General features: G+C 54.0%; 10 protein-coding genes. 6 read left to right on the forward strand and 4 right to left on the reverse strand.

The window, feature by feature from the left end; all coding sequences use genetic code 11:
* Window positions 1-4 precede the first annotated feature (4 nt).
* On the forward strand, window positions 5-793 hold the full coding sequence (ssuC, locus tag RW65_RS08710) for an aliphatic sulfonate ABC transporter permease SsuC (RefSeq protein WP_039056332.1): 789 nt from the start codon (window positions 5-7) through the stop codon (window positions 791-793).
* Window positions 790-1,566, forward strand: a complete 777-nt coding sequence (gene ssuB / locus RW65_RS08715; RefSeq protein ID WP_039056333.1) for an aliphatic sulfonates ABC transporter ATP-binding protein — start codon at window positions 790-792, stop codon at window positions 1,564-1,566. Before ssuC ends, ssuB begins: the two co-directional genes overlap by 4 nt.
* A gap of 36 nt (window positions 1,567-1,602) precedes the next feature.
* Here the strand turns inward: ssuB and pepN are convergent, their stop codons facing one another.
* Entirely contained in the window at window positions 1,603-4,215 is a 2,613-nt protein-coding gene (gene pepN / locus RW65_RS08720; protein ID WP_039056334.1) for an aminopeptidase N, read from the reverse strand.
* 263 nt (window positions 4,216-4,478) lie between these two features.
* On the opposite strand from pepN, the gene pncB reads away from it, so the two are divergent.
* The 4 genes from pncB to RW65_RS08740 all read left to right on the forward strand — a co-directional run bounded on the left by pncB (window position 4,479) and on the right by RW65_RS08740 (window position 10,352).
* Window positions 4,479-5,681 carry a nicotinate phosphoribosyltransferase gene (pncB, locus tag RW65_RS08725; protein ID WP_039056335.1) on the forward strand — a complete coding sequence of 401 codons (1,203 nt, stop codon included), beginning with the start codon at window positions 4,479-4,481 and terminating at the stop codon, window positions 5,679-5,681.
* A 158-nt stretch (window positions 5,682-5,839) separates the two neighbouring features.
* On the forward strand, window positions 5,840-7,240 hold the full coding sequence (gene asnS, locus RW65_RS08730; RefSeq protein WP_039056336.1) for an asparagine--tRNA ligase: 1,401 nt from the start codon (window positions 5,840-5,842) through the stop codon (window positions 7,238-7,240).
* Between the two features lie 591 nt (window positions 7,241-7,831).
* A complete protein-coding gene (locus RW65_RS08735) occupies window positions 7,832-8,974 on the forward strand; it encodes a porin (protein ID WP_039056337.1) in 1,143 nt (380 codons plus the stop codon).
* Between the two features lie 187 nt (window positions 8,975-9,161).
* Window positions 9,162-10,352, forward strand: coding sequence for an amino acid aminotransferase (locus RW65_RS08740; protein WP_039056338.1), 1,191 nt, complete (start codon window positions 9,162-9,164; stop codon window positions 10,350-10,352).
* Window positions 10,353-10,398: 46 nt separating this feature from the next.
* Here RW65_RS08740 and RW65_RS08745 read toward each other — a convergent pair whose 3' ends face one another.
* The 3 genes from RW65_RS08745 to ldtD all read right to left on the reverse strand — a co-directional run bounded on the left by RW65_RS08745 (window position 10,399) and on the right by ldtD (window position 13,609).
* Window positions 10,399-11,046, reverse strand: coding sequence for an MBL fold metallo-hydrolase (locus tag RW65_RS08745; protein ID WP_039056339.1), 648 nt, complete (start codon window positions 11,044-11,046; stop codon window positions 10,399-10,401).
* Between the two features lie 26 nt (window positions 11,047-11,072).
* Entirely contained in the window at window positions 11,073-11,621 is a 549-nt protein-coding gene (gene mepK / locus RW65_RS08750) for a peptidoglycan L,D-endopeptidase MepK (protein WP_039056340.1), read from the reverse strand.
* Between the two features lie 185 nt (window positions 11,622-11,806).
* On the reverse strand, window positions 11,807-13,609 hold the full coding sequence (gene ldtD / locus RW65_RS08755; RefSeq protein ID WP_039056341.1) for a L,D-transpeptidase: 1,803 nt from the start codon (window positions 13,607-13,609) through the stop codon (window positions 11,807-11,809).
* Between the last annotated feature and the right edge of the window lie 152 nt (window positions 13,610-13,761).

The following is a 13,761-nucleotide window of genomic DNA, read 5'->3' on the forward strand; positions in this document are numbered from 1 at the left end:
TACGATGGCTGCAGAAAAAAAATGGCTCCAGCGCATTGCGCCCTGGCTGCTGCCGGCGGCGATCGTGGTGGTGTGGCAAATCGCCTCGGCAACCGGGTTATTGTCAACACGTATTCTTCCCTCCCCCGAAGGGGTGGTAAAAGCCTTCTGGACCCTGAGCGCCAGCGGTGAATTATGGCAGCATCTGGCGATCAGCTCCTGGCGCGCGGCGATTGGTTTTTCCATCGGCGGCACGATTGGCCTGACGCTCGGGCTGATTAGCGGCCTGTCGCGCTGGGGAGAGCGGCTGCTGGATACGTCGATTCAAATGCTGCGCAACATTCCTCATCTGGCGCTAATTCCGTTGGTGATTCTGTGGTTTGGTATTGATGAGAGCGCAAAAATATTCCTCGTGGCGCTGGGTACCCTGTTTCCGATTTATATCAATACTTGGCACGGTATTCGTAATATCGATCGTGGGTTGCTGGAGATGGCGCGCAGCTATGGTTTATCCGGGTTTGCACTGTTTGCCCATGTGATCCTGCCCGGCGCACTGCCGTCAATTATGGTCGGCGTGCGCTTCGCCCTCGGCCTGATGTGGCTAACGCTGATTGTGGCGGAAACTATTTCGGCAAACGCCGGCATTGGCTACCTGGCGATGAATGCGCGTGAATTCCTGCAAACCGATGTGGTAGTGGTAGCCATCATTCTCTATGCCCTGCTCGGTAAACTGGCCGATATCAGCGCGCAACTGCTGGAGCGGCTGTGGCTGCGCTGGCATCCGGCTTATCATCAAAAGGAGGCAAGCGCATGAACACTGCACGACTTAATCAGGGGATCCCGCTGGTTTTAAATAGTGTCAGCAAGCGCTATGGCGAGAACAGCGTACTGAGCGATTTGGATCTGCATATTGCTGCCGGGCAGTTTGTTGCCGTCGTTGGCCGCAGCGGGGGAGGCAAAAGCACCCTGCTGCGCCTGCTGGCCGGGCTGGAAAAGCCGAATGCCGGGGCGTTGCTGGCAGGCAGTACCCCGCTGGCCAATATTCAGCACGATACACGAATGATGTTTCAGGATGCGCGCCTGCTGCCATGGAAATCGGTGATCGATAACGTCGGTTTAGGACTAAAAGGCCGTTGGCGGGAGGCGGCACTTGCGGCGCTGTGCGCAGTTGGCCTAGAACAGCGGGCCAATGAATGGCCCGCCGCATTGTCCGGTGGGCAAAAACAGCGGGTCGCGCTGGCGCGGGCGCTGGTTCATCAGCCGGGGCTATTGTTGCTTGATGAACCGCTGGGCGCGCTGGATGCCCTCACCCGGCTGGAGATGCAGGTATTAATTACCCAGCTATGGCAACAGCACGGCTTCACCGTGGTGCTGGTAACGCACGATGTCAGCGAGGCGGTAGCGATGGCCGATCGCGTGCTGTTAATAGAAGAAGGGAAAATCGGGCTGGATTTGACCGTCGATCTGCCCCGCCCGCGCCGTCTGGGCTCTGTGCGCCTGGCGGAACTGGAAGAGGAAGTACTGAACCGGGTGATGAAGCGCGGCGAGTCGGAAACGCTGCCGTTAGCCCAGACTCGCCACGCTTGATAGTGCTAAACGGGCGCATTACGCGCCCGTTTAGTGTTACGCCAGCGCTTTGCTGACTTTCTCGTACAGATCGCCGGAGAGGTTCGGCAACGCTTTCAACTGCTCCAGCGCCGCGCGCATCATCTCCTGACGTTTTGCGTCATAGCGTTTCAGGCGGATCAGCGGCTCAATCAGGCGCGATGCTACCTGCGGGTTACGGCTGTTCAGCTCCGTCAGCATTTCCGCCAGGAACTGATAACCGCTGCCGTCCAGCGCATGGAACGCCGCCGGATTGCTGCTGGCGAACGCGCCAATCAGGGAACGAATGCGGTTCGGGTTGCTCAGGGTGAAGGAGCGATGGTTCAGCAAGCCGCGCACCGTCTGCAGCACATCTTCTGCCGGGCTAGTGGCCTGCAGGATAAACCATTTATCCATTACCAGACCGTCATGATGCCATTTGTCATCATATTCCTGCATCAGCGCATCCCGGCACGGCAGCTGTGCGGCAACCGCCGCCGAAAGCGCCGCCAGCGCATCGGTCATATTATCCGCTTGATGATACTGCTGACTTACCAGCTTGTCGGCCAGCTGCGCATCGCCAAACGCCAGATAGCGCAGGCAGGTGTTGCGCAAGGAACGCTTACCGATATCCGCATGCTCTACACGATAGCTGTCGAGTTTATTGGCGTTATACACCGCGAGGCACTCATCGGCGAGTTCGGTCGCCAGCGTACGCGTCAGCGCGTCACGTACGGACGCAATAGCGAGGGGATCGATGGTTTCAAACAGCTCGGCAATCTCATTGGCCGACGGCAGCGTGAGGATCTCCGCCGCCAGCGCCGGATCAATCGTCTCATCAAGCAAGATGGCGCGAAACGCATCGGCGACATGTAGCGGCAGCGACAATGCCTGGCCCTGCTGGGAGCGCGCGACATTCAGTTTAATGTGCGTCGCCAGCAGGCTTTGCGCCGCATCCCAGCGGGAGAAATCATTGCTGGCATGGCGCATCAGGAACGTCAGCTGCTGATCGCTCCATTTATATTCCAGCTTCACCGGCGCAGAGAATTCACGCAGCAGCGACGGCACCGGCTGGAAGTAGACGTTATCAAAGATAAAGGTCTGCTCGGCCTGAGTGACATTCAGCACGTGATGGACCGGATGCCCCTCTTTTTGCAGCGGGATCACTTTGCCTTCGTTATCGTACAATTCGATATCGAACGGAATGTGCAGCGGCAGTTTGTCATGCTGCTCGGCAGTCGGCGGCGTGCGCTGGCTGATGGTCAGGGTATATTGTTCAGTGTTCGGGTTGTAATCATCATGCACCGTCACCACCGGCGTACCGGCCTGGCTGTACCAGCGGCGGAACTGCGACAAATCGACGTTTGAGGCATCTTCCATCGCCTGCACGAAATCATCGCAGGTGGCCGCGCTGCCGTCATGACGCTCAAAGTAGAGCTGCATCCCTTTCTGGAAATTCTCTTCGCCCAGCAACGTATGCAGCATGCGAATCACTTCCGCGCCCTTTTCATACACCGTTAAGGTGTAGAAGTTATTCATCTCAATAACTTTATCCGGGCGGATCGGGTGCGCCATCGGGCTGGCGTCTTCCGCAAACTGCATGCCGCGCATGGTGCGCACGTTACTGATGCGGTTTACCGCGCGGGAACCGAGGTCAGAACTGAACTCCTGATCGCGGAACACCGTCAACCCTTCTTTCAGGCTGAGCTGGAACCAGTCGCGGCAGGTGACGCGGTTACCGGTCCAGTTATGGAAATATTCGTGACCAATCACGCGCTCAATATCGAGGTAGTCTTTATCCGTCGCGGTATCGGTGCGGGCGAGGACGTATTTCGAGTTAAAAATGTTTAACCCTTTATTTTCCATCGCCCCCATATTAAAGAAGTCGACGGCGACAATCATATAGATGTCGAGATCGTACTCGAGGCCGAAACGCTGTTCGTCCCATTTCATCGAGTTTTTCAGCGAGGTCATCGCCCATGGCGCACGATCGAGGTTACCGCGATCGACATACAGCTCCAGCGCCACTTCACGCCCGGAGCGGGTGGTGAAGGTATCACGCAGCACGTCGAAATCCCCGGCGACCAGCGCAAACAGGTAGCAAGGTTTCGGGAAAGGATCCTGCCACTGCACCCAGTGACGGCCATTTTCCAGTTCGCCCTGAGCAACGCGGTTACCGTTGGAGAGCAGGAAAGGATAGCGGGTCTTATCAGCAATCAGCTTAGTGGTAAAACGCGCCAGCACGTCGGGACGGTCAAGATACCAGGTAATATGACGGAAACCTTCCGCTTCACATTGGGTACATAGCGCTTCGCCAGACTGATAAAGGCCTTCCAGCGCGGTATTCGCCGCCGGGCTTATCTCATTGACAATGCGCAGCGTAAAACGCTCCGGCAAGCCATCAATGACCAGCTGTGAGCCCTCTTCTTTATAATTTGTCCAGGGTTGATCGTTAACGTGCAGGGAGATCAGAGTCAGTTCGCCGCCGTCCAGGCGCAACGGCGCAGCAGAGGCGCTATGGCGTGACACTGTGCTCAGCGCGGTGACGACGGTTTTGTCGGCGTCAAGATCAAAGGTCAAGTCAATATCGCTAATCAGGTAGTCCGGCGCACGGTAATCGTGGCGGTATTTGGCTTGTGGCTGTTGTGTCATAAAAAACCTTTAGCATCTTCTGTTGGTTACGACTCCAGTCTATTCCGGTTGCCGCAAACGCGCCACGCAGAATCTTTATCTTTTCAGAGAGAAAAGCTCTGTCTGCTACATTTTTATAACAGGGGGCACAAAATGCCATCGACCCGAAAAGCGGCTTATGATGTGATCGGGGTTCAATAACCGGGTAAACAAGGTATACTCCAGCGACTACCTGCTTTGTTTATTGTACTAAACGCTCCTGTGAGAGGATGCTATTGCGCACCATGTCTCAACTCGCTTTCTCTGGTCTGCAAACGCTGCTGGATACCGATGCCTACAAGCTGCACATGCAGCAAGCGGTGTTCCATCACTATTATGATGTGCACGTCACGGCCGAATTCCGCTGTCGCGGTGACGATCTCCTCGGTATTTACGCCGATGCGATCCGCGAACACGTCGATGCTATGCAGTCGTTGCGTCTGCAAGATGACGAGTTTCATTGGCTGTCTGGCCTCCCCTTCTTTCAAACTGATTACCTGAACTGGCTGCGTAATTTCCGTTACGACCCGCGGCAGGTCACCGTCAGCAACGATAACGGTAAGCTGAATATCAGCCTCTCCGGTCCGTGGCGCGAAGTGATCATGTGGGAAGTGCCGCTGCTGGCGGTGATCAGTGAAGTGGTACACCGCTGCCGTTCGCCACAGATGGGCGTCGAACAGGCTCTGCTGCATCTGGAAACGAAACTGGCGGATTTCGCTACCCGCACCGCGCAGGTGGATATGTCCGGTTTCCGTTTGATGGATTTTGGTACCCGTCGCCGTTTCTCCCGCGATGTACAGCAGGCAATCGTTGAACGACTGCAGCAAGAGTCGTGGTTTATCGGCACCAGCAATTATGATCTGGCCCGCCGTTTGTCGCTGACGCCGGTAGGCACCCAGGCCCATGAGTGGTTTCAGGCGCACCAGCAGATAAGTCCCGATTTGGCCACCAGCCAGCGCGCGGCGCTCGCCGCCTGGCTCGATGAATATCCGGATCGGTTAGGCATCGCCTTAACCGACTGTATTACCATGGATGCGTTTCTGCGCGACTTCGGCCCGGAGTTTGCCACGCGCTATCAGGGCTTGCGTCATGACTCGGGGGATCCGGTGGAATGGGGTGAAAAAGCGATTGCCCACTATCAAAAACTCGGTATCGATCCCCTGACCAGGACGCTGGTGTTCTCTGACAATCTCAATCTGGATAAGGCGCTGGATCTTTACTGCCACTTTGCCGATCGCGTCAAGCTGGGCTTTGGTATCGGCACGCGCCTGACCTGCGATATCCCCGGCGTGAAGCCGCTGAATATCGTTATCAAGCTGGTTGAGTGTAACGGAAAGCCGGTAGCGAAATTATCCGATAGTCCCGGAAAAACCATCTGCCACGACAAAGCATTTGTGCGCGCGCTACGCGAAGCCTTTGACCTTCCGCAGGTCAAAAAAGCCAGTTAATCACCGGGAGCCTGCGGGCTCCCTTCTTTTTACCAATAATTTATTAAGGGTTCTTGCGAATTCTGCTTGTCTGATGGCGAACGCCAGGTAACATAGATATCCCGCCTTATCAGGCGGACAAGTATTTATTTTTTCCGACTATTAACAGAGAGAATATTATGAGCGTTGTGCCTGTAGCCGACGTATTCCATAGCCGCGTTGCCGTTGACAGTGAAGTCACCGTTCGTGGATGGGTGCGCACCCGCCGAGATTCTAAAGCTGGTATCTCCTTCCTCGCCGTTTATGACGGCTCCTGCTTTAATCCTGTACAGGCCGTTATTAATAATTCTCTGCCCAATTACAATCAGGACGTTCTGCGCCTGACCACCGGCTGCTCCGTAGTGGTAACCGGTAAAGTGGTCGCATCGCCTGGCGAAGGCCAGAGCCTTGAGATTCAGGCCACCTCTGTTGAAGTCACCGGCTGGGTTGAAGATCCTGATACCTACCCAATGGCGGCAAAACGTCACAGCATCGAGTACCTGCGTGAAGTTGCGCACCTGCGCCCGCGCACCAACCTGATTGGCGCGGTGGCGCGCGTACGCCATACGCTGGCGCAGGCGCTGCACCGTTTCTTTGATGAGCAGGGCTTCTTCTGGGTCTCTTCGCCGCTGATCACCGCCTCGGATACCGAAGGCGCGGGCGAAATGTTCCGCGTCTCGACGCTGGATATGGAAAACCTGCCGCGCACCGCGGAAGGCAAAGTTGATTACGACAAAGACTTCTTTGGTAAAGAGGCTTTCCTGACGGTTTCCGGCCAGCTCAACGCCGAAACCTATGCCTGTGCGCTGTCGAAAGTCTATACCTTTGGCCCGACCTTCCGCGCCGAAAACTCCAACACCAGCCGCCATCTGGCAGAGTTCTGGATGCTGGAGCCGGAAATGGCTTTTGCCAATCTCGACGATAACGCCCGCCTGGCCGAAGCGATGCTGAAATATGCCTTTAAAGCGGTGCTGGAAGAGCGCCTGGACGATCTGCAATTCTTCGCAGAGCGCGTGGATAAAGATGCCATTGGCCGGCTGGAGCGTTTTATCTCTGCCGACTTCGCGCAGGTGGATTACACCGATGCGGTCGCTATTTTAGAAAAATGCGGCGAGAAGTTCGAAAACCCGGTGTACTGGGGCGTTGATTTGGCCTCTGAGCATGAACGTTACCTCGCTGAGAAACACTTTAAAGCACCGGTGGTAGTGAAAAACTATCCGAAAGAGATCAAAGCGTTCTATATGCGCCTTAACGACGACGGTAAAACCGTGGCGGCAATGGACGTGCTGGCGCCGGGCATCGGTGAAATTATCGGTGGTTCGCAGCGTGAAGAGCGTCTGGACGTGCTGGATGCGCGTATGGCGGAGATGGGGCTTAATAAAGAAGATTACTGGTGGTATCGCGATCTGCGTCGTTACGGCACCGTTCCGCACGCCGGTTTCGGGCTGGGTTTTGAACGCCTGATTGCTTACGTCACCGGCGTACAGAACGTACGTGACGTGATCCCGTTCCCACGAACCCCGCGCAACGCGACATTCTAAAAACAGTAAAGCCAGCGGTGACGCTGGCTTTTTTTCACCGTACTTCCCACCTGTTCATTTTCGTTAACAGCGCTTAAGCGAAGCGCGGCCACATTACTTTTCTTTGCGCTTTTTTACCCACGAAATGGTTCTTCACAAAATCACTCCTTTGACTTATTGCGAAATATTTCGACCGGTTAATTAGCACATTTGGCTTAATTTAGCACAGCTATCTGGACGGCTAAATGTAGATATAAGAAAATTCATCGCCAGGAGGTTTGGGCGATAAGAAAAGCCGTTAGCTTAATAAAGTATAAGTAATTCATATAATTAATAATGAATGTGCTTGTTTTATCAGCAGTGAGTGTGGAAGTTTGAGGTGGTTCACAAAGTTCCCTGAAATACATATTTTCTTACACAATATTTCTTTTTGTTACCTCTTTACGACATTTGTAGCACTTTCCGGCTAGCGAAACGATCTTATGTTTGGAAAGATGCCTCTCAGACACAGAAAGACACCAAACTCTCATCAATAGTTCCGTAAATTTTTATTGACGGAAAATATTGGCGGCAGTGGCAGGTGTTCATAAAAACCAATGAGGGTAATAAATAATGATGAAGCGCAATATTCTGGCAGTGGTTATCCCTGCTCTGCTGGCGGCCAGTGCAGCAAACGCTGCAGAAATCTATAACAAAGACGGCAACAAAGTTGATCTGTACGGTAAAGCAGTAGGTCGCCACGTATTCACCACAACTGGTGAAGGTAGCTCTAACAGCGATGCTACTTACGGCCAGATTGGCTTTAAAGGCGAAACTCAGGTCAATAGCGATCTGACTGGTTACGGTCAATGGGAATACCGTACTAATGCCAGCAAAGCTGAAGGCGAGCAAGCAGCGGGTAACACCCGTCTGGCATTTGCTGGTTTGAAAGTCGCTAACGCAGGCTCTCTGGACTATGGCCGTAACTACGGTGTTGTCTATGACGTTGAGTCTTATACAGATATGGCCCCGTACTTCTCCGGCGAAACCTGGGGCGGTGCTTACACCGATAACTATCTGACCAGCCGTGCTACCGGCGTTCTGACTTATCGCAATACTGATTTCTTCGGTCTGGTTGATGGTCTTGCTTTTGCTGTTCAGTACCAGGGCAAAAACCAGTCCAGCCACAGCCGCCCAGCCCAAAACGGCGACGGTGTTGGCTATTCTTTAGCCTATGATTTTGGCGCAGGCTTTGGTGCTTCTGCTGCCTATAGCAACTCCAAACGTACCTCCGCTCAGGAAGCAGATGGTAACGGTGATCGTGCTGAAGCATGGGCTGTTGGTGCTAAATATGATGCCAATAGCATCTACCTGGCTGCCGTTTACTCTGAAACGCGTAATATGACCATCGTTAACAGTGCCGCTGGTCAGGCTGCTCTCAAGGCTGCTACTGCGCCAGGCGATACAGTACCTGACTACTGGGAAGCAGCTAACAAAACCCAGAACTTTGAAATCGTTGCCCAGTACCAGTTCGACTTTGGTCTGCGCCCGGCAATTTCCTATGTACAGAGCAAAGGCAAAAACCTGAACGGTGCTGAAAACACAGCTGACCTGGCTAAATATGTTCAGGCTGGTGTGACTTACTACTTCAACAAAAACATGAACGTGTTCTTCGACTACCGCTTTAACATGCTGGATCAGAATGATTACAGCGCGAAAACTTACGGCATCGGTACCGATGACCAGGCGGCTGTTGGCCTGACTTACCAGTTCTAATCAGTCACCCCCGACTGTTATATGCATATCGAACAGGGCCTTTGGCCCTGTTTTTTTATGGCTGCGGGATAAAAAACGATGCCTTTTGAAAAGCTTCGTCCTTTTTTTCGCAAACGGTTGGCAATTCTCGTGTCACCCGTTAACCTGATAACGGATCTCCCTTCTGTCATCAAAATGGAACCTCGTCATGTTTGAGAATATAACCGCTGCCCCTGCCGATCCCATTCTGGGCCTGGCCGATCTGTTTCGCGCCGATGAACGTCCAAATAAAATCAACCTCGGTATCGGTGTCTACAAAGATGAAACCGGCAAGACCCCGGTGCTGACCAGTGTGAAAAAAGCGGAGCTTTATCTGCTGGAGAATGAAGCGACCAAAAACTACCTCGGTATTGACGGCATTCCTGAGTTCGCCCGTTGCACTCAGGAACTGCTATTTGGCAAAGGCAGCGCGATTATCAATGACAAACGTGCGCGCACCGCACAAACCCCTGGCGGTACCGGTGGGCTGCGCGTCGCGGCGGATTTCCTCGCAAAAAACACCGCGGTAAAACGTGTCTGGGTAAGCAATCCAAGCTGGCCGAACCATAAAGGCGTGTTTAACTCCGCCGGTCTGGAAGTGTGTGAATACGCTTATTACGACGCGCAAAACCATGCGCTGGATTTTGATGGCATGTTGACCAGCCTGAGCAATGCGCAGGCTGGTGATGTGGTGTTGTTCCACGGATGCTGCCATAACCCGACAGGTATCGATCCGACGCTGGAACAGTGGGAGACGCTGGCGAAGCTCTCCGTTGAGAAAGGCTGGCTGCCGCTGTTCGATTTCGCTTATCAGGGCTTTGCGCGCGGCCTCGAAGAAGATGCCGAAGGGCTGCGCGCGTTTGTCGCGCTGCACAAAGAGCTGCTGGTTGCCAGTTCGTTCTCGAAGAACTTTGGCCTGTACAATGAGCGCGTGGGCGCCTGTACGCTGGTCTGCGCCGACGCTGAAAGCGCCGATCGCGCCTTCAGCCAGATGAAAGCGGTGATTCGCGCCAACTACTCTAACCCGCCGGCCCATGGCGCTTCGGTGGTCGCCACAATCCTCAGCAATGACGCGCTGCGCGCCATCTGGGAGCAGGAACTGACAGATATGCGCCAACGCATTCAGCGTATGCGCCTGCTGTTCGTTAATACGCTGCAGGAGAAAGGGGCAAACCGCGATTTCAACTTTATCACTAAGCAGAACGGGATGTTCTCATTCAGCGGCCTGACGAAAGAGCAGGTGCTGCGTCTGCGTGAAGAGTTTGGTATCTACGCGGTGGCTTCAGGACGCATTAACGTCGCGGGCATGACGCCGGACAATATGTCTCCGCTGTGCGAAGCGATCGTTGCCGTACTGTAAGCAACGGCAGTAACACAAAGGGTCGCCGAAGCGACCCTTTTGTCTTTTACCAGACCGGCAATTCGTCCTGCAGGAAGGGATTATGCAATCGCTCATGCCCCAGCGTCGACATCGGTCCATGCCCTGGCAGAAAAGTGACATCGTCGCCCAGCGGCAGCAATTTGTGTTTGATTGAATCAATCAGCTGCGCATGATTGCCTTGCGGAAAATCACTGCGCCCGACGCCGCCTTTAAAAATCACATCGCCGGAGATCAGCAGCCGCGATGGTGCGTCGAAAAAGACAATATGGCCCGGCGTATGGCCAGGACAGTGCAGTATCTGCAGCGTAATTTTACCTACCGTTACGCTGTCGCCTTCGTTTAGCCAACGGTCCGGCGTCAGCGGTTGGCACTCATCAAGGCCAAACATACGGCTTTGCGCCGGTAAGCCTTGCAGCCAGAACTCATCTTGTTTTTCCGGGCCGATAATCGGCACGCCATAATGCTGCGCCAGTTCGTCGGCCGCACCAACATGATCAAGGTGACCATGGGTAAGCAGGATTTGCGTCAGCGTTACGCCAGAATCATCCACTTCCTGAATAATTCTTTTAGCGTCACCACCGGGATCGACCACGGCGGCAAGTTGGGTCTGCTCACACCAGATAAGGGAACAATTCTGGGAGAAAGCGGTAACCGGAATAATACGATAGTTCATACTGCTCCTGTAGCTCTGCCTGAGTTTTACCAGTGCCTTATCGGCCCGGTATCAATATGCACAAAGTTGCTGCTGGGGTAATATCCTACACCACCCGCGCGCAGAGATAACGCAGCTTTGCGAATATTGCTCAGTGAAATCCCTTCAATATGGAAATCCATGGCCTGACCTTTGGTGTGATAGCTCTGTTTCGCCACTCCGCGGCTATGGGCGCGCAGTTCATTGTTAGTGTCGAGAGAGCGGTAACCGGAGATCAGTTGCACAGGTTTGCGTGTTCCCAGCAATCCTTGCAAACGAAACAGATGATCGAACAAACGTGGGTCGATGGTTTTAATCTTGTTCGCACGATAATCACGGAAGAAATGATTAAGTTTTGCTAATTCATCCTGAATATAGCCCCGGCCATCGAAGAACTCAGCTTTAATGGATTCGCCGGTATTAAGATTACTTAGCGTCAAAATACGCGGCCGCGGCGTGGAAAGAGTGGCAAAAGCTGGCGTGGGTAACATAGCTGCGCCGAGCGCAACGCCACCCAGGGCCAACAATTTGCGGCGATTAGCGTCAAATTTATCCATGATATTAAGTCTACAAAGAAGCAATGTTGAACATAATTTATGCACTTTTAGCGCACGAGTGGCACCTTACCGGGCCACAGAGGCCGCGTCAAGGCTGCCAGCCCGCGGATAAAATGGGCTCATTCACCTGCAGAGCCCATTTTTTACCCGTTATTACGACAACACGCTGCAGCAAACTGCTTCATTTATCGGATTAATTGTTCAATTTTCGCCAGGATTTGTGCAGCCGATCGCGCCGTCAGATCATAATTGTAAATATCTGTACGATACTGCGCACGCCCGTCGGCACCGATAAAGGCGGTCAGATAGTAGAGGTTGACCGGGATATTCTGACGAATATTGACATAGCGCGTATCGCCCTGTTTTAGCGCATCGGAAATCCGCGTATCGTTCCATCCCGCATCCTGCAACAGCATATTCGCCAGCTCTGACGCTTTGTTGACCCGCACGCAGCCAGAACTTAATGCCCGCGCCTCTTTCTGAAACAGGTTATGGTTCGGCGTGTCATGGAGATAGATGGCGTCCGAGCTCGGCATATTGAACTTATAGCGCCCCAGCGAATTCTGCGCCCCCGGTGCCTGCTGGAAACGGAAAGGCAGATTCGTCGGCGTAATCGTCGCCCAGTCTACCATTGAGGGATCAATCGCCTCTTTACTGTTCCAGCCGCGGATAACGGTATAACCATGGCGTTCAAGGTAAGCCGGATCGTTCCATAGCTTGGGCAGAATATCTTTTTGCGCCAGCGTCGGCGGTACGTTCCACGGCGGGTTAACCACCACGTTATTCAACGCGCTGCTCATCATCGGCGTTTTACGATCCGGGCGACCCACAATCACGCGCGATGCCAGCACCTTGCTGCCGTTGAGGTAATAGACCAGGGAATACTCGGGAATATTTACCATAATGCCCGTTGAAAGGGCGTTCGGCAGCAGGCGCAAACGCTGAATATTCAGCGCCAGCAATCCGGCACGCTGCGCCGGGCTAACGTTCAGCCAGTCGCGGGTACCCTGACCAATCACGCCATCAGCATGTAACCCCTGCCAGGTCTGGAAGCGTTTTACCGCCTCTACCAGTTTCTGATCATAGGCCGCACGTTTCTGCTGCGCTTTTTTGCCGGGCTGAGCGGAAGGGCTAACGGCAACATTATCGCCGGGCAACACGATATCCGGCCCGCCATCAAGCATACCGGTACGCTGCAGGATCTCACGCAGCGCCGGAATATCATTGCTCCATTGTCCCGGACGAAGCGTTACCGTACTGCTGATTTGCGGCCACGGACGCGCATCTGCCACCAACGCTAACAGCGACTGATGCATAGCAGCATACTGCGGATGATGTGGCGCAAGACTGGTGATAAAAGCAGGCAAAGTACCGTTATCCAGCGCCAGTTGCCACTGGTTAATCACCGAAATAGCGGGTGTTGATGGGGCGTAAGGTTTGGCGCTGTAGAGCCAGCGCTGCCCTTTCACCTGAATGGCGGAGACAAACTGCAAATAGCCCAGCATGGCGTCAGACAACACCACATCCCGCGCCTCGCCGGAAACGGCAGGATCGGTTAATAACTCAACCCAGGCGGTAAACTGCGGCTGGAATCCGGCCATCGCCACTTCCGCCAGCTGCTGCTGAAACGCCTGTACCGCTTCGCGGTTATCCCACATGGCTTTTTCGCCGCGCGCCGCATACAGCGCAGCCAGCTGATCCATATACACCGGCGTCCAGCTGGCCGGTAACAGCGCCTGTAATTTTGCCCGCTCGTCGGCGACCGAGACACCGGACGGGAAAGGTTTTACCCCAATTAACATTGCCGTCGCAGGAGATTGTTCCTGCGGCTGCGCCAGCACAGTCGGCTGGTCACCCGGCGTCGCCGAGCTATCTACCGGTACGATTTCTGGCTCATCAGCTTGCACACTAAACAGTGGAGCGAATGCAAATGCCAGGCACAAACTCAGCGCCGACATTCGACGACCATACGATTTTTTAAGCAACATCCCTTGCCCCCTGTTTCTCTTGTATTGCTCGTGACGGATGCGTCACCCTTGTTTGAGTATATGAAGACTAAAATGCATTTGCCTGGCCTAACGTAAAGAAGTTTAAAGATTAAACGACGCCAGGCAATAGCTTTGCAAACTAAAAGGGTGAC

It is taken from the genome of Enterobacter sp. Bisph1, assembly GCF_000814905.1.
Classification (GTDB): Bacteria; Pseudomonadota; Gammaproteobacteria; order Enterobacterales; family Enterobacteriaceae; genus Kosakonia.